Origin of the sequence: Lachnoclostridium sp. An76 (genome assembly GCF_002161355.1) — a bacterium.
GTDB classification, from domain to species: domain Bacteria; phylum Bacillota; class Clostridia; order Lachnospirales; family Lachnospiraceae; genus Mediterraneibacter; species Mediterraneibacter caccavium.
Window position 1 is genome coordinate 83,619 of sequence record NZ_NFHL01000010.1, and the last position, 23,335, is coordinate 106,953.

The 23,335-nt window shown below is 56.6% G+C and carries 22 protein-coding genes; 17 read left to right on the plus strand and 5 right to left on the minus strand.

Going from position 1 to position 23,335, the window contains the following annotated elements; translation table 11 throughout:
• Position 1: 1 nt before the first annotated feature.
• The 16 genes from cobT to B5G27_RS14310 all read left to right on the plus strand — a co-directional run bounded on the left by cobT (position 2) and on the right by B5G27_RS14310 (position 18,388).
• Positions 2-1,060 carry a nicotinate-nucleotide--dimethylbenzimidazole phosphoribosyltransferase gene (gene cobT, locus B5G27_RS14235; RefSeq protein WP_087179508.1) on the plus strand — a complete coding sequence of 353 codons (1,059 nt, stop codon included), beginning with the start codon at positions 2-4 and terminating at the stop codon, positions 1,058-1,060.
• A 38-nt stretch (positions 1,061-1,098) separates the two neighbouring features.
• Positions 1,099-1,869, plus strand: coding sequence for an adenosylcobinamide-GDP ribazoletransferase (cobS, locus tag B5G27_RS14240; protein WP_087179509.1), 771 nt, complete (start codon positions 1,099-1,101; stop codon positions 1,867-1,869).
• Positions 1,860-2,471: a histidine phosphatase family protein gene (locus tag B5G27_RS14245; protein ID WP_087179510.1), complete on the plus strand. Its 612-nt coding sequence runs from the start codon at positions 1,860-1,862 to the stop codon at positions 2,469-2,471. Before cobS ends, B5G27_RS14245 begins: the two co-directional genes overlap by 10 nt.
• A 38-nt stretch (positions 2,472-2,509) precedes the next feature.
• Positions 2,510-3,469, plus strand: a complete 960-nt coding sequence (cbiB, locus tag B5G27_RS14250) for an adenosylcobinamide-phosphate synthase CbiB (protein ID WP_087179537.1) — start codon at positions 2,510-2,512, stop codon at positions 3,467-3,469.
• A 148-nt stretch (positions 3,470-3,617) separates the two neighbouring features.
• Positions 3,618-4,721, plus strand: a complete 1,104-nt coding sequence (locus B5G27_RS14255) for a pyridoxal phosphate-dependent aminotransferase (protein ID WP_164488456.1) — start codon at positions 3,618-3,620, stop codon at positions 4,719-4,721.
• Positions 4,722-4,751: 30 nt separating this feature from the next.
• On the plus strand, positions 4,752-6,353 hold the full coding sequence (locus tag B5G27_RS14260; RefSeq protein ID WP_087179511.1) for a cobyric acid synthase: 1,602 nt from the start codon (positions 4,752-4,754) through the stop codon (positions 6,351-6,353).
• Positions 6,341-7,222 carry a hydroxymethylbilane synthase gene (gene hemC, locus B5G27_RS14265; protein WP_087179512.1) on the plus strand — a complete coding sequence of 294 codons (882 nt, stop codon included), beginning with the start codon at positions 6,341-6,343 and terminating at the stop codon, positions 7,220-7,222. Before B5G27_RS14260 ends, hemC begins: the two co-directional genes overlap by 13 nt.
• A 23-nt stretch (positions 7,223-7,245) precedes the next feature.
• Entirely contained in the window at positions 7,246-8,805 is a 1,560-nt protein-coding gene (gene cobA / locus B5G27_RS14270) for a uroporphyrinogen-III C-methyltransferase (RefSeq protein ID WP_087179513.1), read from the plus strand.
• Between the two features lie 36 nt (positions 8,806-8,841).
• Positions 8,842-9,768: an ABC transporter permease gene (locus B5G27_RS14275; RefSeq protein WP_087179538.1), complete on the plus strand. Its 927-nt coding sequence runs from the start codon at positions 8,842-8,844 to the stop codon at positions 9,766-9,768.
• Positions 9,769-9,872: 104 nt separating this feature from the next.
• Positions 9,873-10,712 carry an ABC transporter permease gene (locus B5G27_RS14280; protein ID WP_242958329.1) on the plus strand — a complete coding sequence of 280 codons (840 nt, stop codon included), beginning with the start codon at positions 9,873-9,875 and terminating at the stop codon, positions 10,710-10,712.
• Complete coding sequence (locus B5G27_RS14285; protein ID WP_087179514.1) at positions 10,709-12,511, plus strand: ABC transporter ATP-binding protein; 1,803 nt, start codon at positions 10,709-10,711, stop codon at positions 12,509-12,511. The genes B5G27_RS14280 and B5G27_RS14285 overlap by 4 nt, the downstream gene beginning before the upstream one ends.
• Positions 12,512-12,542: 31 nt before the next feature.
• The gene (locus B5G27_RS14290) at positions 12,543-14,186 is read left to right on the plus strand and encodes a peptide ABC transporter substrate-binding protein (RefSeq protein WP_087179515.1); all 1,644 of its coding nucleotides are present in this window, start codon (positions 12,543-12,545) and stop codon (positions 14,184-14,186) included.
• A 67-nt stretch (positions 14,187-14,253) separates the two neighbouring features.
• Entirely contained in the window at positions 14,254-15,249 is a 996-nt protein-coding gene (locus B5G27_RS14295) for a bifunctional adenosylcobinamide kinase/adenosylcobinamide-phosphate guanylyltransferase (protein WP_087179516.1), read from the plus strand.
• Complete coding sequence (locus B5G27_RS14300; RefSeq protein ID WP_087179517.1) at positions 15,246-15,899, plus strand: precorrin-8X methylmutase; 654 nt, start codon at positions 15,246-15,248, stop codon at positions 15,897-15,899. Before B5G27_RS14295 ends, B5G27_RS14300 begins: the two co-directional genes overlap by 4 nt.
• Positions 15,900-15,941: 42 nt before the next feature.
• Positions 15,942-16,412, plus strand: a complete 471-nt coding sequence (locus B5G27_RS14305) for a precorrin-2 dehydrogenase/sirohydrochlorin ferrochelatase family protein (protein ID WP_242958330.1) — start codon at positions 15,942-15,944, stop codon at positions 16,410-16,412.
• Positions 16,413-16,516: 104 nt separating this feature from the next.
• The gene (locus B5G27_RS14310) at positions 16,517-18,388 is read left to right on the plus strand and encodes a tetratricopeptide repeat protein (RefSeq protein ID WP_087179519.1); all 1,872 of its coding nucleotides are present in this window, start codon (positions 16,517-16,519) and stop codon (positions 18,386-18,388) included.
• A 96-nt stretch (positions 18,389-18,484) separates the two neighbouring features.
• Here B5G27_RS14310 and B5G27_RS14315 read toward each other — a convergent pair whose 3' ends face one another.
• Genes B5G27_RS14315 through B5G27_RS14335 form a run of 5 tightly spaced genes read right to left on the minus strand, consistent with a single transcriptional unit; the run spans position 18,485 to position 21,787 of the window.
• Entirely contained in the window at positions 18,485-19,246 is a 762-nt protein-coding gene (locus tag B5G27_RS14315) for a PHP domain-containing protein (RefSeq protein WP_087179520.1), read from the minus strand.
• Positions 19,243-19,575 (minus strand): hypothetical protein, encoded by a 333-nt coding sequence (locus B5G27_RS14320; protein WP_087179521.1) that lies wholly within the window; start codon positions 19,573-19,575, stop codon positions 19,243-19,245. The genes B5G27_RS14315 and B5G27_RS14320 overlap by 4 nt, the downstream gene beginning before the upstream one ends.
• A 1-nt stretch (position 19,576) precedes the next feature.
• Positions 19,577-20,971 (minus strand): [Fe-Fe] hydrogenase large subunit C-terminal domain-containing protein, encoded by a 1,395-nt coding sequence (locus tag B5G27_RS14325; RefSeq protein ID WP_087179540.1) that lies wholly within the window; start codon positions 20,969-20,971, stop codon positions 19,577-19,579.
• A gap of 48 nt (positions 20,972-21,019) precedes the next feature.
• Positions 21,020-21,442: an ATP-binding protein gene (locus B5G27_RS14330; RefSeq protein ID WP_087179522.1), complete on the minus strand. Its 423-nt coding sequence runs from the start codon at positions 21,440-21,442 to the stop codon at positions 21,020-21,022.
• A complete protein-coding gene (locus B5G27_RS14335) occupies positions 21,443-21,787 on the minus strand; it encodes a DRTGG domain-containing protein (RefSeq protein WP_087179523.1) in 345 nt (114 codons plus the stop codon).
• 208 nt (positions 21,788-21,995) lie between these two features.
• On the opposite strand from B5G27_RS14335, the gene ald reads away from it, so the two are divergent.
• Positions 21,996-23,108 carry an alanine dehydrogenase gene (ald, locus tag B5G27_RS14340; protein WP_087179524.1) on the plus strand — a complete coding sequence of 371 codons (1,113 nt, stop codon included), beginning with the start codon at positions 21,996-21,998 and terminating at the stop codon, positions 23,106-23,108.
• The last annotated feature ends 227 nt before the right edge of the window (positions 23,109-23,335 follow it).

Consider the following 23,335-nt stretch of genomic DNA (forward strand, 5'->3'; position numbering starts at 1 on the left):
GATGAAGCTGGAAGAAATATTGAAGAAGATCCGGCCCGCTGACCGGAAAAGCATGGAAGAGGCCAGGGCCAGATGGAGGACCGTGGGGAAACCTCTGTTCAGCCTGGGCAGACTGGAGGACGCGGTGATCCGCATGGCGGGGATCAAAGGGACTTCCTCATATACGCTGGAGAAAAAGGCGCTTGTGATCCTGTGCGCGGACAATGGGGTCGTGGAAGAAGGAGTGACTCAGACCGGGCAGGAAGTGACTGCCATTGTGACAGAGAATTTTACGAAAAAGGCGGCAAGCGTCTGTTTCATGTCAGAGGTGGCGGGCGTGGACCTCTTCCCCGTGGACATCGGCGTTGCCCGGGATGTGGATCATGTGACCAGACCCGAATACAAGGTGGCATATGGCACGAAGAACATGGCCCGGGAGCCTGCGATGACCCGGGAAGAAGCGGAGCGGGCGATCCTGACGGGGATCCGGCTAGTGCAGGAGCTGTCGGAGAAGGGCTATGATATCATTGCCACCGGCGAGATGGGCATCGGGAATACGACCACGAGCAGTGCGGTGGTATCTGTGCTCCTGGGGCGGGATCCGGAGGAAGTGACCGGGAGAGGCGCCGGACTTACCACAGAGGGGCTGCGCCGGAAGGTGGATGCCATCCGCAGGGCAGTTCGGTTTAATGCGCCGGATCCGGCGGATGCCGTGGACGTACTGGCAAAAGTGGGTGGTCTGGATATCGCGGGGCTTGCCGGGGTATTTCTCGGGGGCGCTGTCTGCCATATCCCCATTGTTATCGACGGCTTTATCTCTTCGGCGGCAGCACTCTGCGCGGCGCGCATAGCGCCGGATTGTGGGGATTACATGATGCCGTCGCACCGCTCCAATGAACCGGCGGGCGGCATGGTGCTGGAGGCGCTGGGACTCTCCCCGTTCATCGACTGCGGCATGTCCCTGGGCGAGGGGAGCGGCGCGGTGGCAGTGCTTCCGCTCCTTGAGATGGGGTTGGAAGTGTATAACCGGATGAGTACGTTTGAAGAGATCCGGGTAGAGCAGTACGAAGAGCTGAACTGACAGAGCAGGAAGGATCACAGAAAGGCAGGAGAAGGAAGATGCGGTTTTTTGGTTCCCTGGCAGTGGCACTGTCCATGTATTCGAAAATCCCTGTCCCCACAGTGGACTGGAATGAAAAAAATATGAAGTATGCGATGTGTTTTTTCCCGGTGGCAGGCGTGGTGACAGGTGCTCTGGAGTATGCCGCGGGATATGCGCTCCTGACCTGGACTGACTGCGGCAGTCTCTTTTTCGCTGCGGTCATGACCATGATCCCTGTGCTGGTGACAGGCGGGATCCATCTGGACGGATTCGCGGATACCATGGATGCGCTCAGTTCCTACGGGGACCGGGAGAAAAAGCTGGAGATCCTGAAGGATCCGCACACCGGGGCGTTTGCCGTGATCTGGCTGTGCGCATACTTCCTTATAAATGCCGCACTCTGGAGCGAGGCGGATCTCTCTGTCCTTCCGGCGGCGGCTCTGATGTTTCCGCTCTCCAGATCTTTAAGCGGGATTTCTGTGGTGAGCTTCCGGGCGGCGAAGAACAGCGGGCTTTTGCGCACCTTTCAGGACGGGGCGCAGAGGAGAAGGGTGCGGATCGTGCTGATCCTCTGGGCAGCGGCATGCGGCGCGGGGATGGTCTGTCTGGCTCCTATACCGGGAGGCATTGCCCTTGGGGCGGCGCTCCTTGTATTTCTGCATTATTTCTGCCTCAGCCGGAAGCAGTTCGGAGGGACCACGGGGGATCTGGCGGGATATTTTCTCCAGATATGCGAGCTCGCCATACTGGCAGCCCTGATCCTTGGAGGAGGATGCTTATGGAAGTGATCTTGATCCGGCATCTGGCCACGCCGGGGAATGAAAAGAGGCAGTACATCGGGAGAACAGACGAATCTCTGTCTGGCTGTGCGGTCAGCGCCTTCCGGGAACAGCAGGGCGGACCGGCGGCAGTGCCTTATCCCAGGATCCAATGCCTGGCGGCAAGCCCTATGAGGCGGTGTCAGCAGACCGCGGAGCTGATCTGGCCGGAGGTGACGGTGCAGACGGATCCTCTGCTGAGGGAATGTGATTTCGGGAGATTCGAGGGGAAGACCTATGAAGACCTGAAAGACGAGCCTGACTATATCCGCTGGATGGAATCCGGCGGCATGACCGCATTCCCGGAAGGGGAGTCCCAGGAGGACTTCCGTGCCCGGTGTGAACTGGGTGTGAGGAAATGGATCCGTCGCTGGATCGAAGAGGGGGTGGACCGGGCAGCATTTGTGGTCCACGGCGGCACGATCATGGCGGCACTCTCCCGGATGGCAGAGGGAGAGCATTCCTTTTATGACTGGCAGGCAGGGAATGGATGCGGATATCTTGCAGAGGCAGATGAAGAGGAATGGAAGAGCGGGACAGAGGTCCTGCGGCACATCCGGCAGATCGGGTGAAAGGACAGGAAGAACAGGATGGAGGAGAAGGAAAGATGCTGATGTCACTTGCAGCCTGCGGGGCAGGCTTACTTTTGGATCTTCTGTTCGGGGATCCGGTCTGGCTGTACCATCCGGTGCGGCTCATCGGGAACTGGATCTCATGGGCGGAGCGGCAGTTGAGGAAAGTGTGCGGCTCCCATCTCGTGGCAGCGGGGGGCGTGCTCTGGGTGACGACTGCCCTGCTGGCGTTTCTGGTCCCGTTTGTCCTGCTCTTTCTTGCCGGGAATATCCATCCGGTGCTCTGGTTCCTGCTGGAGACATTCTGGTGCTTTCAGATCCTGGCGGCGAGATGCCTGTCCGCCGAGAGCCGGAAGGTGTACGGGAAGCTGAAGGAGGGAGACCTTCCGGGTGCGAGAAAAGCCGTATCCATGATCGTAGGAAGGGACACAGAAAATCTCACAGAGGAAGGCGTCACGAAAGCCGCCGTGGAGACAGTGGCTGAGAATACTTCTGACGGAGTGACCGCGCCGCTTTTTTACCTGCTGATCGGCGGAGCCCCGCTGGGATTCCTTTACAAGGCAGTGAATACCATGGACTCCATGCTTGGCTATAAAAATGACAGATACATCCGGTTCGGGAGGCTCCCGGCAAAGATGGACGATGTGTTCAACTACATCCCCGCCCGGGTCACAGCGCTTCTTATGACCGCAGCCGCATTCCTCACCGGGCTGGACGGGAAGAACGCGTGGAAGATCTGGCGCCGGGACAGGCGGAAACATGCCAGCCCCAACGCGGCGCAGACCGAGTCCGTGTGCGCAGGCGCGCTGGGTGTGCAGCTTGCAGGAGATGCGGTATATTTCGGGAAAGTTTATAAAAAAGAATTCATCGGGGACGCCAGACGCGGGATCGAGCCGGAGGATATCCTGAGGACGGGAAGGCTGATGTACGCCACGGAATTGCTGACCTTTCTCCTGTGCGGCGGGATCCGGCTTGCGCTTGCCCTGGTCCTGGCCTGAGCCGTGCTCCCGAAAAAGGCAGCGTGCGAAAAGCCATGAAAGGCTGGGAAAGGCTGAGAAAGACGGAAGGGCCGGCTGAGGAGACAGCGGCAAGCCGGGCAGGAAAGAGAGAGGAAGGACACAGAAAGGAGCCGGAAAGGAGACAGACATGGAATACGGGCACGGAGGAGATATCTATACATATAAGGGCATGCTGGATTTCTCAGTCAATGTCAATCCTTTCGGGCCGTCGGAAGCCGTGCTCGAGGCGGCAAAGCGGGGGATCGATAAGTGCTGCGCCTACCCGGACAGCCAGTGCCGCGCCCTGAGGGAGGCTTTGGCGGCAAAACTGGGTGTCCCACAGGAATATATCCTGCCGGGAAACGGGGCGGCGGATCTGTTCTTCTCTCTTGTGACTGCGGAAAGACCGAAAAAGGCGCTGATCCCGGTCCCTGCCTTTTCGGAGTATGAGCAGGCGCTGCGCACTGTGGACTGTCAGATCCGTTATTATCAGACAGAAGAGAAAGAAAATTTCCGGCTCACAGAACGGTTCCTGGAGAAGCTGACAGAAGATCTGGATCTGGTGTTCCTCTGCTCTCCTTCGAACCCTGCGGGGCAGGTGATCCCGGAGGATCTCCTGCGCAGGATCATCCGGCGGTGCGGGGAGAAGAAGATCCGGCTCGTGTTGGATGAGTGCTTTATCGAATTCGCCGACCGGGAAAAAGCGTTTTACGCGGAGGGAGAGGCAGAAAACTGCCCACAGCTCTTTGTAGTACGGGCTTTTACCAAGATGCATGCCATCCCGGGACTGCGCCTGGGATATGGGATCACATCGGACACAGAGCTGCTGGAACGGCTGTGCAGAGTGCGTCAGCCGTGGAGCGTCTCTATCCCGGCCCAGGAGGCGGGGATCGCCGCCCTGTCAGAAGCAGAAGACCTTAAAGTGGAGAAGACGAGGATCCTGATCCGGGCAGAGAGGGAATGGCTGGAACAAGAGCTGAGAGAGATGGGGTTCCGGGTGATCCCCTCGGAGGCGAACTTTATCCTGATGTACAGCAGTATAGATCTGGCGGAAGGACTGAAAGAGCAGGGGATCCTGATCCGTGACTGCGGGAATTACCGCGGACTTGGAAAAGGCTGGTATCGCACAGCAGTAAGGCTGCATGAGGAGAACCGGCTGCTGGCGGAAGCGCTCGGGAAGATCAGCGAAGGAAGAGATCAGCGAAAGAAAAGATCAGCGAAAGAAGAGATCAGTGAAAGAAGAAATCAATGAAAGAAGAGAGCAGTGAACGGAGGTTATAGAATGGCAAGACCGATCATGATACAGGGAACCATGTCGAATGTGGGGAAGAGCGTCCTTGCAGGCGGACTGTGCCGTGTGCTCCGGCAGGACGGCGTGAAGGCGGCTCCTTTTAAGTCCCAGAATATGGCCCTGAATTCTTATATCACCCGGGACGGGCTGGAGATGGGGCGGGCGCAGGTCATGCAGGCGGAAGCAGCGGGGATCGAGCCGGATGTATGCATGAATCCTATCCTGCTCAAGCCTACCAATGACACGGGTTCTCAGGTGATCGTAAACGGACGGCCGGAGGGCGTGATGTCCGCTGTAGAATATTACCGCCGCAAAAAGGAGTTTGTCCCGGCAGTCATGGAAGCCTACGCAAGACTCGCCTCCCGGTATGATGTGATCGTCATCGAAGGCGCAGGCAGCCCGGCGGAGATCAATCTGAAGCAGGATGATATCGTGAACATGGGCATGGCAGAGATGGCGGACGCGCCGGTGCTCCTCGCGGGAGATATCGACCGGGGCGGGGTGTTCGCCCAGATCACAGGGACGGTCATGCTCCTGGAAGAGGAGGAGCGGCGGCGTATAAAGGGAACCATTATCAATAAGTTCCGGGGGGATGTCTCCATCTTAAAGCCCGGGCTGTCCATGCTGGAAGAGAGGACCGGGATCCCGGTGCTGGGCGTGGTGCCGTATTTCTATCTGGATATCGATGAGGAGGACAGCCTGACCGAACGGTTCCGGAGGAAGAAAAATGCCGGGCTCGTGGACATCGCAGTGGTCCGTCTGCCGAGGATCTCCAATTTTACGGATTTCGCGCCGCTGGAGTCGCTGGAAGAGGTATCTGTCCGGTATATCACATCCCCTGACCAGTTCGGAAGCCCGGACGCTGTGCTTATCCCGGGCAGCAAGAATACGATCCGGGACCTGCTCTGGATGCGCCAGAACGGTATGGAGGCGAAGGTCCTCCAGTTCGCGGACCGGGGCGGGGTGGTGTTCGGCATCTGCGGGGGCTACCAGATGCTGGGACAGGAGATCTCAGACCCGGACGGTACGGAGCAGAGGGGCACAGTGGCAGGCATGGGGCTTCTCCCTGTGCGCACCGTATTCCAACAGGAGAAGAGAAGGACAAGGGTGGAAGGAAATTTCCTTGTCCTGGAAGGCGCGCTCAAAGAATTGTCCGGGGCGCCTTTTGCCGGGTATGAGATCCATATGGGGAAAAGCACTCTTGCAGAGGGCGGCAGAGCGCTTGCATCGATCTCAGAGGAGACCGTACAAAGCGGCATCCCCGGAGACCTCATTCCCGGAGATGGCATTCCCGTAGACGGCGTTCCCGTGGAGGGCAGCACAGGCAGGGCGCACCCGGACGGCGCCTGCCGCGGAAATGTGTACGGATGCTATGTCCACGGGATCTTTGACGCTCCCGAGGCAGCAGGGGGCTTCCTGTCGGCGCTGCTCAAAAAAAAAGGCTGCGGCCCGTCAGAGATCCGGGCAAGGGACTGGAAGTCATACAAAGAGGAACAGTATGACAGGCTTGCGGACATCATCCGCCAGAACGTGGATATGGATGCAGTCTATCGGATCATAGAGAAAGGAAATGATGCGCCATGTATACTGTAATACGGATCGGGAGCAGAGAGAGCGCTCTTGCAGTAAAGCAGGCAGAGATCATAAAAGAACTGATCGAGAGGGAAGACCCGGCGGTCAGGGCAGAGATCATCACCATGAAGACAACAGGGGATAAGATCCTGGACAAAAGTCTGGCAAAGATCGGCGGCAAAGGTTTGTTTGTCAAAGAGCTTGACCGTGCGCTCCTGGAAGGGAAGATCGATCTTGCTGTGCACAGCCTGAAGGATATGCCAATGGAGGAGAGAGAGGAACTTCCCCTCCTGGCATACAGCAGGAGAGAGGATCCGAGGGATGCGCTCCTTCTGCGGAAAGGACTTGACGATCTCCCGGAGACCCCGGTCATCGGCACCTCCAGCCGCAGGCGCAGTCTCCAGATGGAAGCGCTGTATCCGGGATGCACCTTCCGGGGGATCCGGGGAAATGTCCAGACCCGGATGAAAAAACTGGAGAGTGAAGGATACGATGGAACGCTCCTGGCTGCGGCAGGATTGAAGCGGCTGGGAATGGAGAAGGAGATCCGCAGGTATTTCTCTGTGGAGGAGATGATCCCCGCCGCAGGGCAGGGCATCCTTGCCGTCCAGGGAAGGCGGGGAGAGGCGTATGAGTGGATGGAGCGCCTGGACTGTCCCGAGAGCCGTGCAGCAGCTCTGGCGGAGCGGCAGTTTATCCGGGCAGTGGACGGGGGATGCACGTCCCCGTGCGCGGCCCATGCCAGAGTGGAAGGGAATGAACTGAAACTGTCCGGGCTGTATTATGATGAGAAGACCGGACAGTATATAAAAGGATCGCTGTGTGCGGACACTGGCCATGCGGCACATGCCGGCGAGAAGCTGGCGAAGGAACTGATGCGCCTTATTTAGACAGCGGGGAGAGGATGTTGGAGATGGAACATACGGAGAAAGAAAGAAAAGGGAAGGTATGGCTCGCCGGGGCGGGCCCGGGGGATGCGTCCCTTCTGACGCTGAAAGCCGCGCGCCTGATCGAGAAGGCGGATGTGATCGTGTATGACGCCCTGATCAGCGCGGAGACGTTAAGCCGCATCCCGGAGAAAAAAGAAGTGATCTATGTGGGCAAGCATGCGGGGGATCACCCGGTCCCCCAGGAGGAGATCAACCGGATCCTTGTCCGGGAAGCGGAAAAGGGAAAGCAGGTCCTCCGGCTGAAAGGGGGAGATCCCTTTGTGTTCGGAAGAGGCGGGGAAGAGCTGGAGCTGCTTATCCGGGCGGGGATCCCCTTTGAGATCGTGCCCGGAGTGACGAGCGCGGCAGCGGTCCCGGCCTATGCGGGAATCCCGGTGACCCACCGGGACTATGCCTCTTCCTTCCATGTGATCACCGGGCACGCGCGGAAAGGGGGCAGAGTGGATCTCGACTTCCCTGCCCTGGTCCGGCTGAAGGGCACACTGGTCTTCCTGATGGGGCTTTCCGCCATGGAATTTCTCCTGAATGGGCTGACAGAAGCGGGGATGGATCCGGATACGCCTGCCGCTGTGCTGGAAAACGGGACCTGCGCCGGGCAGAGAAGGGTTACCGCGACCGTGGGCACGCTGAAGGAAGCTTCTGACCGCGCCGGCATCAAAACGCCTGCCATCATCGTAGTGGGCAAGGTGTGCGCCCTGTCCTCTCAGATGCACTGGGCGGAGGACCGTGTGCTGGGCGGAAGGCAGTTCCTTGTTACAAGGCCCAGACAGAGCAGTTCTTCTCTTGCAGAGCGTCTGCGGGATCTGGGGGCGCAGGTCATCGAGATGCCAGCTATCCGCACAGAACCCATCTGTCCGAACCGCAGGCTCAGAGAGGCGCTGGAAACATTCGGGACCCATGCGGATCAGGAGTGGCTGGTCTTTACAAGTCCTGCAGGGGCGGACCTCTTTTTTGACCAGCTTATGGAACTGGGGATGGATCTGCGGAGCCTCCTTGTCCGCGGCGCAGAAGTGCGCATCGCTGCCATCGGCTCCGGGACTGCCGCTGCCCTGGGGAAACGAGGGCTGATCCCGGATCTTGTGCCCCGGGTGTACAGCGCGGCGGCTCTGGGAGAAGCTCTGGCGGAGACAGCGGCAGAGGGAAGCCGCATCACTGTGGCGCGGGCGGAGAAAGGCTCGGAGGAACTCCTGCCGCCTCTTCTTAAGGCAGGGCTTGACGTGGATGACATCCCGCTGTACCGTACCCTGTATGAGACGCATCCTCTCCTGAAAGACCGGATCCGGGAACTGCTGGAGCAGGGCCGGATCGACGCCGTGACATTTACGAGCGCGTCCACGGTCAGAGGGTTCACCGGAGCCGTGGAATGCGCGGACTATACCGGGATCCGGGCAGTCTGTATCGGGGAGCAGACCGCGGCGGAGGCAGCGAAATACGGAATGCAGATCCAGGTGTCAGACCAGGCGTCCATGGACGCGATGGTCGGGAAGATCGTGGAGCTGTTCGGAAAGGACAGCGGACAGTAAGAGAGCAGTTGTTTGACAGGAAAGGAGGATGGGGAGATGCTCGCATATACTTTCAAACGTCTGGCGGCAGGGCTGGTCTCCCTGTTCGTCCTTGCCACTGTGACCTTTTTCCTGGTCCGCCTGATACCGGGAAGCCCGTTCCAGAGCGGGAGCGTGTCCTCCCAGGTGGTAGAGGCAGTGGAAGAAGAGTACGGCCTCAATGAGCCTCTGTTCGACCAGTATGCGGCGTATATGGGGAATCTGGCACGGGGAGACCTGGGCATTTCTTACCAGGAGCCGGACACATCGGTAGCTGAGATCATCGGCAGGACCTGGCCGGTCACCGCATCGCTGGGGATCACGGCACTGCTGACGGCAGTGATCCTGGGTACGGGGCTTGGGATCCTCCGGGCAGTGTCAAAGAAAAAAGCAGTCCGGGAAGGCATTGCGGCGGGCGGGATGCTCCTTGCGGGGATCCCCAATTTCGCCGCTGCCATTCTTCTTCTCCTCGTATTCAGCGTGAAACTTAAGTGGTTCCCCTCGGCGGGGCTCCTTAGTCCGGCGCACTATGTGCTCCCGGTGGCCGCACTGATGCTCTATCCCATGGCGGTCATTTCCCGCCTGACCGGAAATGCCCTTGCGGCGGAGATGGACAGGCAGTATGTGCTGTTCGCCCGGGCGAAAGGGCTGGGGAGAGGCAGGATCATGTTTACCCATGCCTTGAAAAACGCATGGGTCCCGGTGCTGAATTATGTGGGCCCGGCGTCGGCATTCCTCCTTACCGGGAGCTTTGTGGTGGAGAGTATCTTTACCATCCCGGGGCTGGGGCGGGAGTTCGTAAGCTCGGTCACAAACCGGGATTACACGCTGATCCTGGGACTGACGGTTTTTATGGGCACAGTGGTGATCCTGGTGAATCTTGCGACGGACCTTGTGTGCGCATGGCTGGATCCGAAGCTGCGGCGGTCATACAGCGGGAAATGAAGAAAACACGAGAAACATGAGAAGCATCAGAAAAATGTAAGAAAACAGCGGGAAAACGGAATTGGACCTACAGAGAGATGGACTGCGGAAAGGAGGCGGGATCCGTGAATATAAGAAAAGAGACAGCGCGTCTGGTCAGAGGGAACCGGCAGGCGCTTGCAGGCTGTGTGATCCTCGGTATCTGGATCCTGCTCGCCGTCCTTGTGCCCCTCTTCTGGCCCTGGTCTTATTCGGAGCAGAATGCGGAGATCCGGAACCAGGCAGTGTCCCTGGCCCATCTGTTCGGGACGGATAAGTTCGGGAGGGATATTTTCTCCAGAGTCTGGTACGGGGCAGGCATCAGCCTGCTGATCGGAACTGCCAGCGCGCTGATCAACGGCTGTGTGGGCGTGGCCTTCGGGGCGGCGGCAGGATACGCGGGCAGACGTACAGATATGGTCATGATGCGCGCCGCGGATATTATCGCTTCCATCCCTTCCATGCTGTATGTGATCCTGATCACACTCGTGGCGGGAGCCGGGGCAGGGAGCATCATCCTCGGGCTGTGTGTGGCAGGCTGGATCGATATGGCGCGGATCGTCCGGGGCGAGATCCAGAGACTGAAAGAGACGGATTTCGCGGCGGCGGCACGCATGGAAGGCATCTCCCGGAGCCGGATCCTGTGGCGGCATCTGCTGCCGAACGCGGCGGGACCGATCCTGGTAAACCTGGTATTTATGATCCCCCATGCCATCTTTACGGAAGCATTTCTAAGTTTTCTGGGGCTGGGACTGGAGCCGCCGGCCGCCAGTCTGGGGACGATCATCCAGGAGGCGCGCAGCCAGATGCTCGTGTATCCGTATCAGATGGTATGCCCTCTTATCGTGCTGTGCGTGATGCTGCTTGCATTCAATGCGGTGGGCACGGCGGCCGAGGGACAGCTCAGGAGAGGAAAAGGCAGATGAGCATTTTAGAAGTCAGGAACTTAAGCGTACAATATCATACGGGCCAGGAGAGCAGACAGGCGCTGGACGGGATCAGCTTTTCTGTGGGCGAGGGTGAGACCGTCGGCATCGTGGGGGAGTCCGGCTCGGGGAAGAGCACGGCAATGCTTGCAGTGATGGGACTCCTCGGGGACAGCGCGGAGGTTTCCTCAGATGGGATCACGGTCTGCGAAAGACCGGTGCAACCCGGCCGTGATATCGCCATGATCCTCCAGGATTCCCTGAACTGCCTGAACCCTGCGGTAAAGATCGGACGGCAGATCACAGAGACGGTCCGGATCCACAGAAAATGCACAAGGCGGGAGGCAAAGGAGCGGGCGGAAGAGCTGCTGGATATGGCAGGGATCCGCTCACCGAAGCTTCGGATGGGGCAGTATCCGTTTGAACTATCCGGAGGGATGCGCCAGAGAGTGGCCATCGCCATTGCCCTTGCCTGCGAGCCCCGGGTGATCATCGCAGATGAGCCGACTACCGCCCTGGACGCGGCGGTCCAGGTCCAGATCCTCCATCTCCTGAAGCGGATCGTGGAGGATACGGGCACCTCTCTCCTTGTGGTCAGCCATGACATGGGAGTCATCGCGGCGCTTTGCAGCAGGGTGTATGTGATGAAGACGGGACGGATCATTGAGGCGGGATCCGCGGAAGAAATCTTCTATGCCCCGGTCCATGAATATACGAAAAAGCTCTTAAGGGACACGAAAGGGCATAAGCCTATTCCAACCCATCCGCAGGAGGCTCATTTGCGGGGGAAACCGCAGCCGCCTCTTCTCCGCCTGGAGCACGTGACAAAGGTGTTCGGCACAGACGAGGGGATCCGGGACGTCTCTATGGAGATCCGGGCCGGGGAGGTCTATGCCCTTGCCGGGGAGAGCGGCAGCGGGAAGACAACTCTGGCAAGGCTCCTGACCGGGCTCCTGGCGCCGGATGACGGGAAGATCCTGTACAGAGGAGAATGTCTGGATGCAGGGAAAGGGAAGCGGGCATGGAACGGAAAGAGTGCATGGAACGGAAAGATCCAGATGGTGTTCCAGGATGCATATGGTTCCCTCAATCCCTGCCTGACAGTGGGGCAGGCTCTTAGCGAGGCTCTGCGGGCGCAGGGCGGGCAAGACAGATTGACGCCCGCAGAGAGGCGAAGGAGAGTGGAGGAAATGCTCTGTATGGCAGGGCTTTCCCCGGAGGATGCAGACCGGTACCCGGACGAGTTTTCCGGGGGAGAGCGGCAGCGGATCGGGATCGCCAGAGCACTGATCCCGGAGCCGGAGCTTCTGATCTGTGATGAGGCGTTTTCCGCGCTGGATGCTTCCACAAGGAAACAGGTCCTTGACCTGCTCCTGTCCATCCAGAAGGAAAAGAAGATCGCATGCCTGTTCATCTCCCATGACCTGGCCCTGATCCGTCAGGTCAGCAGCAGGATCAGCGTCCTCTGCCAGGGGCGGCTGGCAGAGAGCGGGGAGACAAAGGATGTCTGTTCGGATCCCTGGCATCCTTATACAAAGATGCTCTTAAACTCCGTCCTTCCGCCGGACCCTCTGAAAGCGGGCAAAGTCCGCCCTGTCTTTGCGGAAGAGGGGACGCAGGGGACAGACAGCGGGAAGGGCTGCCCTTTCGCAGCGTCCTGCGGGTATGCCATGAAATGCTGTTTTGAAGAGACGCCGGGACCATACCGTTTCGGCAGCAGGGAGACTGCATGTTTCCTGTATTCAGAGAAGCATACTGGGAAACGGGCGGAAGGCTATACAATGACATCACAGATCTGAGTTACAGCAGACAGGCAAAGGAGAGAAACACATGAAAAGAGGACATTTGACAGGAAGATGGCTGGCAGCCGCCCTGGCAGCTGCCGTATTTTCGGCGGCATCCCTGTCCGGGTGCGCGGGAGAGGAAAAAGGCGCGGACACCGGGAATGGAGCGTCAGGGGAAAAAGAGATCACAGTGGCAGTGAACAGTGAGACCGGGACCCTGGATCCGGCAGGTTCCATTGCCCTGACTTATCTGTCGTACTCTGTGACTGCTCTGGACGAGCTGCTCACATATGACGAAAACGGAGAGATCGAGTACCGGGCGGCGGAATCTTATGAGGTGAATGAAGATTCCACGGTCTGGACCTTCCATCTCAGGGAAGACGCTCTCTGGTCCGACGGCACCCCGGTGACAGCGGAAGATTTCCTGAACACGATCCGCCGGGCCCTGGACCCGGCGTCAGGGAGCGGGTATGCGGTCTATCTCTTCCCCATTGAAAATGCGGAAGAGATCTATGATCAGGAAGCGTCCATGGATACCCTGGGCGTGGATACGCCGGATGACCACACCCTTGTATTCCGGCTGGAAGAGCCATGCGTCTATTTCCTGGACCTGCTGCGTCTGCCCGTATACACGCCGTCCTGCGCGAAGTATGCGGATTCTGTGGACAGCGGGTGGGACAAGGACCCGGAGACAAGCCTGGCGAACGGTCCGTTCATGCTTGCGGAATATGTACCGGATCAGTATTTCGTGCTGGAGAAAAATGAGTCCTACTGGAATCAAGACGCAGTCCGTCTGGACCGGATCATTTACCGGTTTTTTGACGATACCCAGGCAATGGCAGCCGCCTATGAGACCGGAGAGGTGGATGTGGCGGTATCGCTCCCCTCATCGGTGATGGAGCTCTATGAGGGCAGGGACGATCTCCTGGTGACAGAACAGATCGCCACGCGGTATATTTATTTTAACCTGGATGTGGAGCCTTTTGACGATGTCAGGGTAAGGGAGGCGTTCAACCTTGCGATCGACCGGGAAGAACTGTGCCGGATCCTGGGAGAGGACACAGAACCTACCTATAACCTGGTGGCAAAATATATGATTGATAAAAACACGGGCATGCGCTTCGTGGATGAGGCGGAGCAGCCTTTTGGGGAAAATGCAGAGCGGGCGCGGGAGCTCCTTGCCGAGGCGGGATATCCGGACGGGGAAGGGTTCCCGGAGATCACATACAGTTACCCGACACTGGAAATGGACTCAGACACAGCCCAAGTCATCAGGGAGCAGCTCAAAAAGAATCTGAATATAGACATTGAGCTGAAGGCGCAGGAGCTGCAGGCAAATTACAGCAGCCGTCATGCGGGGGATTTCGATCTGTGCAGGATGAACTGGACCGCTGACTTTGCCGACCCGTATACCTACCTGTCCATGCTGCTGTCCAACAGCACCTACAATTGCAGCGGGATCCATGATGAGGAGTATGACGCGATCGTGGAGGCATCCGGCAGCGAGCAGGATCCGGCGGCGCGGTCCGTCCTGCTGCACCAGGCGGAGCAGAGGGCAGTGGGTGAGCAGTTTTACATTATCCCCCTGTATGCCATGAAGAGCGTCAACCTGGTCAACCCGGAGATCACAGGGCTTCGGCAGATCCCGGCGAGCGGGGCTTTGGAATATCGTTATGCGGATATTGGATGAGCATAGAAAGAGAAGCATAGAAAGAGTATAAAGAAGGCTTGACATTACAGGAAGGATGTGGGCAGCTATGATGGAGCTTGTCACAGGGGGGAGCGGAAGCGGGAAGTCCGCCTACGCGGAAGAGGCACTGTGCGGCCCGGCCTCTTTCCCGGACAGAGGGCAGGGGAACGAAACCGGCACGCAGCAGGACGGACAGAGGTATTATATCGCAACAATGCCGTCATGGGATAAAGAGACGGAGAAAAAGATTGCAAAGCACCGCGCCATGCGTGCCGGAAAAGGATTCTGTACGCTGGAATGGTACACAGACTTTGAAGAGAGGTTGGAGCGTGCAGACTGCCCCGGTATGGAAGGCGCGGATATCCTCGTGGAGTGTCTTTCCAACCTGACTGCCAATGAGATGTATATGGAAGGCGGAGCCGGGAAAAACACGGCTGACGCAGTCATCCGCGGGATCCTTTGCCTGAGGGACAGGTGCAGGAATCTGGTCGTGGTGACCAACGATGTATTCAGCGAGTCCGCGGAGGATTCCCCTGAGATGAGGATCTATAAGGAAACACTGGGCAGGATCAACTGCGCTCTGGCGGAAGCGGCGGACCGGGTGACTGAGGTGGTCTGCGGCATCCCCTGTACGGTAAAGCCGGAAACCGGCAGGGAGACAGAAGAGGAAAAGGAAGGTGATGGCGGCATGAGGATCATAACAGGAGGGGCGTTCCAGGGGAAGCGCGCTTTTGCAGAGAAGCTGTATCCCGGTGTGGAATGGACAGACGGTGGCAGATGCGCCCTGGATGAGATCCGCACATGCCGGGCGGTATACGGTTTCCACGAGTTTGTAAAACGGTGGCTTGAGCAGGGGAAAAGCTGGGAAGAACTGGCATCCCTTATGCTGGAGGAAAACAGAGACCTGATCCTGATCTGTGATGAGATCGGATGCGGGCTTGTGCCGGTGGATGCTTTTGAGAGGGAATACCGGGAGAGCACGGGCAGGGTCATGAACGCACTGGCAGAGCAGGCGGAGCGGGTGGACCGGGTCGTGTGCGGCATCGGAAGGAGGATAAAATGAACACAGAACTTGAACAGGTGCTCCCCGCCCAGATCGAGAAGAGGAGCTTTGAGATCATAACAGAAGAACTCGGGGAAAGGGTATTCGTCCCGGGCACAGAGCCTATCGTAAAGCGCTGTATCCACACAAGCGCGGATTTCGACTATGCCGAGAACCTGGTCTTTTCCGAGAAGGTAGTAGAAAAGGCTTTGGGAGCGCTCAGAAGAGGCGCGTCCATTGTCACGGACACCCAGATGGCAAAGGCTGGCATCAATAAAAAGAAACTGGCGCAGTACGGCGGTCAGGTGTACTGCTTTATGTCGGATGAGGATGTGGCGGAGGCAGCGCGGGAAAATGGGACTACGCGGGCAGCCGCCAGCATGGAGAAGGCTGCGGGATTGTACCAGGAAGCTCCGGGAGATGAAACTCCGGGCCTGATCTTCGCCATCGGCAATGCACCGACGGCCCTCATCCGCCTTTATGAGCTGATCAGGGAAGGAAGGCTCGCCCCGGAGCTGATCATCGGCGTGCCCGTGGGGTTTGTCAATGTTGTGCAGTCCAAGGAGATGATCCTGGATCTTAAGGATACGCCTTATATTGTGGCAAGAGGAAGAAAAGGCGGGAGCAATATCGCAGCATGCATCTGCAATGCCCTCTTGTATATGATGTAACAGATGAAGCAAAGGGGCAGGAGAAGAGAGGAGGCGGCAGAGATGGAGAGACCGTATTTTCCCATGTTTATCGATATGACAGACAAGTCCGTCCTGGTGGCAGGGGGCGGCAGGATCGCGCTTCGCAGGGTGAGGACTATGCTTCGGTTCGGGGCGCAGGTCCGCGTGGCTGCGCCTGAACTCTGTCCTGAACTTGCAGAGATGGAGAGGAGCGGGCAGATCTGCGCTGTGCACAGAGCATATGAGACGGGAGATCTTGAGGGGGTATCGTTTGTGCTGGCTGCCACGGACAGCCGGGAGGTGAACCGGCAGATCTGGGGCGACTGCCGGGAAAAAGGGATCCCGGTCAACGTATCGGATAACCGGGAACTCTGCGATTTTTATTTCCCGTCTGTGGTGATGACAGAGGATGCGGTCATCGGGATCAGCTCCGGGGGAGAAGATCCGGGGAGAACAAAAGAGCTGAGGCGTAAGATCGAGGAGACGCTGGGAGAGCGTGGGTGGTACGAGTAGTGGCACAGGACATACGGCCGGAAAGTTTAGAGCATATTGCCCTCAGAGGACAGACGTGCTATACTTCTGCATATACGACAACGACAGCCAAGGGGTAATAGAAAATGGCAGAGACAAAAGAGAAAGAATTCCCCAGAAAGCGGATCTTATCCGCAGGGAAATTTACGGAAATCTATAAAGAGGGATGTATCAACGGTCAGAGATACTGCTTCATCCTGGGGTCAGGCGCTTCTGTGGAATCAGGGATCCCCATGGGCGGCACACTGGAGTACAGATGGATGAACTGCCTGATGGGAGAGGAGAGTGACCGGGAGACACCGGCAAAAGACCGTGGAGAGACATTGGAATGTGCGGAAAATCTTTCGGATGAGCTGCAGTATGATTTTAATGAAGTCGTCGAAGAGTGGAAGAAGGCGCGGAAAGCGGGGCGCAATACACTCCCCAGTGAGTATTATTTTGATATTTATAAGCTTCGGTTCTACGGGGATGAACTGAACGGGGACAGATATCTGGAAAATATAATGGAATCAGCGGAACCAAGCTTCGGCTATCACACGCTGGCACAGCTTTTGACAGATGAATACAATAATAACCTGGTGATCACTACAAACTTTGACAGTCTGGCAGAGGATGCGCTGTTTTTATACACCGGGAAAAAACCGCTGATCATTAATCATGAATTTGAGGCGGGGTTCATCCGGGATCAGAGTATCCGCAGACCGATCATAGCGAAGCTGCACAGAGGGCTTTTTTTCAAACCCTTTAATAACCCGGCGGACACGACAGGATTAAGCGGGGACTGGGAAGATATTTTAAGACAGATTTTCTACAGGTATATCCCTGTTGTGATCGGATACGGCGGCGGGGATCGGAGCTTTATGGAGTTCCTGCTCCGGGAACAGAATCTGATCCCAAAGATATACTGGTGTTATGTAAACAGATACGGTCTTCCGGATGAAAGGATAAGGGACCTGATCAGAAAGAAAAATGAAGGCTTTTTTGTCAGGACAGACGGATTTGACCATATCATGCTGACAATGGGTGGGAAGATGTTCTTCTCAAAGATCAGCACAAATGCCACGGAAACTTATCTGAGAAAGCGTACGGAGGAAAGGATCAGCCGTTATAATGAACAGTATCAGAAACTGAGCGAGGCAAAAGCAGACAGTAAAGAACTGAAATCAGAGGTGAAAGAATTCTCGAAAAATGAGGAGAAGGACAGGGAGGAGAGAAAGAAAAACACAAGCCTGACTGAGTGGGATTATATCAGAGAGGGAAATGCATGTTTTAATAATAAGGAATATGAGAAAGCGCTGGAAGCTTATAAAAGGGCAGCTGGGATCAACAGCAGCCAGGCAGGCGCGTACCTTGGATGCGGGAATGCGCATCAGAGAATGGGAGAATACGAAAAGGCGCTGGAAGCATATGCCAAAGCGTTGGAGCTGGATCCGGAACATGTAAATGCATATAACGGAAGAGGGAATGCATATAAGGCACTGGGCGAATATGAGAAAGCGGTGTCAGATTATGATAGAGCGCTGGAGCTGGATCCAGAATCTGTATATGTATATAACGGAAGAGGAAATACATATCAGGCACTGGGCGAATATGAGAAAGCGGTGTCAGATTATGATAAAGCGATAGGGTTGGATCCTGAGTATGTAATTGGCTATTATAACCGGGGAAATGCATATCAGGCTGTGGGCAAATATGAAGAAGCGTTGGCTGATTATAGTAAAGCGTTGGAATTGGACCCGAAATATGAATATGCATACAATAACCGTGGCAATACATACGATTCGATGGGAGACTACGAGAAAGCAATAGCAGATTATACTCAGGCGATCCAAATTAATCCGGGAGAAGCCTTATATTATCAAAACAGAGCCAAAACATACCGCAAACTCGGAGACGCAGAAAAAGCCGAGGCGGATGAGCAGAAAGCTAAAGAGATAAAAGAGCTTGAACAAAAATAAGAATGCAGCAAAGCAGGCAGAAGATGTCTGTTTTGCTGCAGTTTTTATGCCGCTTTGAAGAAGGCCCGGCGTCTGGACTATGCCGCTGCGGCGGGCTTACTTCATGCCGCCGCTTACGCTGGCCGGTCCGTCCGCATCACTCATCCTGTTCTCCAACGCATCCAGCACATCCGCAGCTCCCCTCGACCTGGCGTAGATCTGATATTCCGGCTCGTGGATATCCTCCAGATAATGCGCATCCGAGCAGCAGATCACATTGCATCCTTCAAAATACGGGTGCTCCCTGCGGATCCGGTGCAGGTTCTTAAAATCATGGAATTCCGCGCAGGCAAACGTGCTCTCCGGCGGGACGGAGCCCAGGTTCGAGAGCAGGCTCGTGGAGCTCTTGTCCACATGCGCCGGATAAGCGATACCGCCGTAAGACCGGACCAGTGGGAAGACTTCGTCAAAGGAGATGGAAGCCGCATTGATGAGGAGATACTCTTTTGTGCCGGTGACCTCGTCCTTTTCGTTCATGACCTGCTGCTTCCCGAAGATTTCCTCCCGGTTGGGCACGGGCATAAGGCGCTCATAGACAAGCCGGTCAAAAGCGAGCGCGTCCTCAAGGCGGGCAAACAGGCAGATCACATGGACCTCTTCCTCTGTGGTCAGCTCCATGCCCGGGATCACGGTGACCCCGTAGTTTTCGCCGTGATACATGGCGGCAGGGCAGTTGGCGCAGGAATTATGGTCTGTCAGCGCGATCACATCCAGCCCCTTTACGGCAGCCATGCCTACAAGGTTTGCCGGAGTCATATCATCATCCCCGCATGGGGAAAGGCAGGAATGGATGTGGAGATCATAATACAGAGGGATCATTCCAGCCCCGCCTGATAGATCTCAAGCGCGATGTCAAAGGCAGGCAGCTCTGTGGCAACCACAGCGATCCCTTCGTCCCCTGCCTTGGCAAGCGTCCCTTCATCGAGAGAGACCCCCTCAGCGAGTACGATACAGGCAGTATCCGTAAGAGATGCTACGGCCAGGGTATTCCTGTTCCCCATTACAGTCACCCAGACCCCGTCCGCAGGCGCCTTCCCCATGGCAATGCTCAAAAGGTCACAGCAGAAGATGCGGGAGATCTCCCGCTGCGGGTCTCCTTCTGCCAGGACCCGGCATTCCGGGACTGCGAAAATGTCTTTCAGTTTCATATTACTCTGTGTCCCCCTTTCCGGACCGGGACGGCACGCCGAAGGAGGCGAGATCCGCGGTCAGTGTCCGTATATAGGAGTCGAGAAGCTGCGACTCCTCTTCTGTCAGGCTGTCCTTCCCTTTTCTGTTTACGGTCAGATCTTCGATCTTACGGGACAGGTCTGCGATATTTGCCCTGAGTACATAGATGCAGTCATTCGGAGTGGCGTCGCCGCGCACGATATCCTCTGCCAGCGTCTGGCAGGTGGGCGCCCCGCAGGATCCGCAGTCAAGTCCCGGGAACCTGGCGGTCAGGCTTTCCACATCGTTCATCATCTTCAGGCTCTCCTTAAATGTGCTGCCAAGGCGGAATACAGGTTCGTACTCCACATCGTCCGCCCAGTAGACATTCTTCAGTTCCGGGTTGTCTGCCAGGTGGTTTTTGGATACCGGCTGATACTTGACGAGCCGTTTTGTCTTGGTGGCGGCGATGTAGGCGTTTTCCACAGTGAGCGTGCCTCCCACGCAGCCGCCGTCGCAGGCGTTCAGCTCCACAAAGATGAGCCCGTGCAGCTTCTCGTCCTCCAGTTCTTCCAGGACGCGGAGGATGTTGACGATGCCGTCCGCTGCCAGGTAGTTGTCCGAGAAGAGCCCGGCAGATTCTCCGCCTGCGCTGCTCCAGCCGATGCCGATCCTGCCGGAGTGGGACAGATGGGAGAGCTGGCTCTCGTCATGCCGCATGTGGGGCAGGAGCAGAGGATAGATATCTTTGATCGCCACCACATTGTCAATGCTGCTCTTCTCGATCCCTAAGGGAGATTTCGCATAAGAGACTTTGGACGGGCAGGGGGAGATAAAGATGATCCCGATCTCCTCCGGTTTCAGCCCGGTCTTCTCCATTGCCCTGGCCCTTGCGATCTCGGCAGCGACTTCCACAGGCGCTTTGATCGGCAGGAGACGGGAGATCAGGGACGGGAATTTCACACGGATCAGCCGGATCACTGAGGGACAGGCTGAACTGATGAACGGAGCTTCATCCCTGTGCTCTTTGATATATTCCCGCGATGCCTCGGATACCAGTTCCGCAGCGGCGCTGACCTCATACACGTCATCAAAGCCCAGCCTGAGGAGAGCGTTGAGCACGATATCCACATTGGTCAGGTTATTGTACTGCGCATACAGGGACGGAGCGGGCAGCGCAACCGTGTATTTGAAATTATTGATCACGGACAGCGGGTCATAGACCGCGATCTTCGCGTGGTGCGGGCAGGACTGGATGCATCTGCCGCAGTCGATACAGAATTTGTCGATGATATGCGCCTTCCCGTTATGTACGCGGATCGCCTGGGTCGGGCAGTGCTTGATGCAGTTGATGCAGCCCTGGCAGGCGGATTCCTTCAGCCGGACCGAGCGCATGAATTTATTCTTATCCAAAGGACATGCCTCCCTTCTTATCTGTCAGGCTCAGAGGTATACCTTCATGGTGATCGTTGTGCCTTCCCCGATCACAGTGTCGATCTGCATTTCATCCGTAAACCGCTTCATGTTCGGCAGGCCCATGCCGGCTCCGAACCCCAGGGAACGGACGTCTTCGCGCGCGGTGGAATACCCCTCCTGCATGGCTTTGTCAATGTCAGGGATCCCCGGTCCCCGGTCCGCCAGCACCATGGTCACCGCATCGTCGGAGACGGATACGCTGATCGTCCCGCCTTCCGCGTGGATCACCATATTGATCTCCCCTTCGTACATTGCGATGGCGACTTTGCGGATGGCGTCGCTGCTGACTCCCAGCATTTTGAGCTTATTTTTTACGGAACTGCTGGCTTCCCCGGCCCGGGTGAAATCGTCGCCGTCGATGGTGTAGGTAAATGTAAGCTGTTCGCTCATTTAAGCACCTCCCCGGAGCCCATGCTCGTATAATATGCCGCATGTGGTAAACATATAGTGGTCAGTGGCGAGCACAGCGATGCTTTTCCCCCGGGCGAGGGCGAGCATGTTTTCGTCCGGCAGTTTCCCCCGGACAAAGATGATGCACACAATGTCCAGCATCTCGGCAGTGCGCACGACCTGGGGATTGCACAGCCCGGTGATGAGCACGGAACATTTGCCGCAGTATGCGAGCACATCGCTCATCATGTCAGCGGAAAAGACGAACTGGGCGTCAAGATCCGCCAGTTCTTCCCCGTACAGGAATTTTGCGTCAAGGGCTTCCTTCATTTCTCTGATCGTCATAAAAACCTCCTGAAAAAGATAGTAGATGATATACTGGTCCATGCAGCAGAAACGCTGCGATATGTACTGCCAGTATAACATTTGCATATTCAAAAAGCAATGAATTGCTTTTTTGAAGGAATTCGATTAGAATGGGGATAAACTATCAGAAAACAGCGCGACGTGGCGGCTACGGCACGACATGGAGCGCAGCAGGAGGGAACGCAGCATGAAAGTAGGATGTGTAAAAGAGATCAAAAAGCAGGAGTACCGTGTCGGGATGACTCCGGACAATGTGAAAAGTTATGTGAATGCCGGGCATACGGTATATATTGAGGCCGGGGCCGGGGAAGGATCCGGTTTTGAGGACAGCGAGTACAGCGCAGCGGGCGCGCTGCTGTGCGCAGACCCGGGGGAAGTGTGGGAAAAGTCTGATATGGTCATCAAAGTCAAAGAACCTCTCCCGGAAGAATATGGATATTTCAGGGAAGGGCTTGTTTTGTACACATATTTCCATCTCGCGGCAGACGAGAAGCTCACGGACGCGCTCCTTGACGCGGGAGTGAAGAGCGTGGCTTACGAGACGCTGATCGAGAAGAACGGGTCGATCCCGCTGCTCGCGCCGATGAGCCAGATCGCAGGGCGGCTCAGTATCCAGGAAGGGGCAAAATATCTGGAGAAACCCTTCGGCGGAAGGGGAGTCCTGCTCTCGGGAGTGCCGGGCACTCCGAAGGCAAAAGTCGTGATCCTGGGAGCGGGGGGCGTAGGGACAAACGCGTGCAGGACAGCAGTCGGCATGGGAGCGGACGTGACAATACTGGACGTGAACCTGGAGCGGCTTGCTTATCTGGACGACATCTTCGGGGCACGGATCCAGACGCTGTACAGCACGGACGCTGCCATCGAAAAAGAAGTATCTGACGCGGACCTGGTGGTCGGGGCAGTGCTCATCCCCGGGAAATCAGCGCCAAAGCTTATGAAAAAAGAATATCTCAAAAATATGAAGCCGGGAAGCGTGATCGTAGACGTCGCCGTGGACCAGGGCGGATGCTGTGAGACGACAAAAGCGACATACCATGACGATCCGGTATATACGGTGGACGGGGTCGTGCACTACTGCGTGGGCAATATGCCGGGAGCTGTGCCGAGGACATCGACGATCGCCCTGACGAACGCGACGTTGAAGTACGGGCTTCAGATCGCGGACAAAGGGCTGGAGGATGCCTGCCGGGAAAATGATGTGATCTACTCAGCAGTCAACACTTACGGAGGAAAGCTGACATGCAGGAATGTTGCGGACAGCTTCGGCAGAGAATATACGGATATCAGGACACTGGTCTGAATGGCCTTGGAGCTGTATGCGAGGATTTGTCATAAATGTAGAAGACTGAAACCTGAATGACTGAGGTTTCAGTCTTTTTATATATTTCAATCAGGTAAGGAGACCGAAATCTGGAAACGGTATGGTGAAAGTATACAAAAAATTCATAATGTTAGTGTATAATTATTATTGGCAAAAATAGGAATTATTCCTAAATAAAAAGGGAAGCAGAGAAAATCCCCACTTCC

Coding starts and splice junctions, on each gene's coding strand:
- B5G27_RS14285 (WP_087179514.1), top strand. CDS start 10,709: ATGAGCATTTTAGAAGTCAGGAACTTAAGCGTACAATATCATACGGGC.
- B5G27_RS14245 (WP_087179510.1), top strand. CDS start 1,860: ATGGAAGTGATCTTGATCCGGCATCTGGCCACGCCGGGGAATGAAAAG.
- B5G27_RS14320 (WP_087179521.1), bottom strand. CDS start 19,575: ATGAAACTGAAAGACATTTTCGCAGTCCCGGAATGCCGGGTCCTGGCA.
- cobT (WP_087179508.1), top strand. CDS start 2: ATGAAGCTGGAAGAAATATTGAAGAAGATCCGGCCCGCTGACCGGAAA.
- B5G27_RS14255 (WP_164488456.1), top strand. CDS start 3,618: ATGGAATACGGGCACGGAGGAGATATCTATACATATAAGGGCATGCTG.
- B5G27_RS14330 (WP_087179522.1), bottom strand. CDS start 21,442: ATGAGCGAACAGCTTACATTTACCTACACCATCGACGGCGACGATTTC.
- B5G27_RS14315 (WP_087179520.1), bottom strand. CDS start 19,246: ATGATCCCTCTGTATTATGATCTCCACATCCATTCCTGCCTTTCCCCA.
- cobA (WP_087179513.1), top strand. CDS start 7,246: ATGGAACATACGGAGAAAGAAAGAAAAGGGAAGGTATGGCTCGCCGGG.
- hemC (WP_087179512.1), top strand. CDS start 6,341: ATGTATACTGTAATACGGATCGGGAGCAGAGAGAGCGCTCTTGCAGTA.
- cobS (WP_087179509.1), top strand. CDS start 1,099: ATGCGGTTTTTTGGTTCCCTGGCAGTGGCACTGTCCATGTATTCGAAA.
- B5G27_RS14300 (WP_087179517.1), top strand. CDS start 15,246: ATGAACACAGAACTTGAACAGGTGCTCCCCGCCCAGATCGAGAAGAGG.
- B5G27_RS14260 (WP_087179511.1), top strand. CDS start 4,752: ATGGCAAGACCGATCATGATACAGGGAACCATGTCGAATGTGGGGAAG.
- B5G27_RS14275 (WP_087179538.1), top strand. CDS start 8,842: ATGCTCGCATATACTTTCAAACGTCTGGCGGCAGGGCTGGTCTCCCTG.
- B5G27_RS14290 (WP_087179515.1), top strand. CDS start 12,543: ATGAAAAGAGGACATTTGACAGGAAGATGGCTGGCAGCCGCCCTGGCA.
- B5G27_RS14325 (WP_087179540.1), bottom strand. CDS start 20,971: ATGCGCTCGGTCCGGCTGAAGGAATCCGCCTGCCAGGGCTGCATCAAC.
- B5G27_RS14335 (WP_087179523.1), bottom strand. CDS start 21,787: ATGACGATCAGAGAAATGAAGGAAGCCCTTGACGCAAAATTCCTGTAC.
- B5G27_RS14305 (WP_242958330.1), top strand. CDS start 15,942: ATGGAGAGACCGTATTTTCCCATGTTTATCGATATGACAGACAAGTCC.
- B5G27_RS14310 (WP_087179519.1), top strand. CDS start 16,517: ATGGCAGAGACAAAAGAGAAAGAATTCCCCAGAAAGCGGATCTTATCC.
- B5G27_RS14295 (WP_087179516.1), top strand. CDS start 14,254: ATGATGGAGCTTGTCACAGGGGGGAGCGGAAGCGGGAAGTCCGCCTAC.
- ald (WP_087179524.1), top strand. CDS start 21,996: ATGAAAGTAGGATGTGTAAAAGAGATCAAAAAGCAGGAGTACCGTGTC.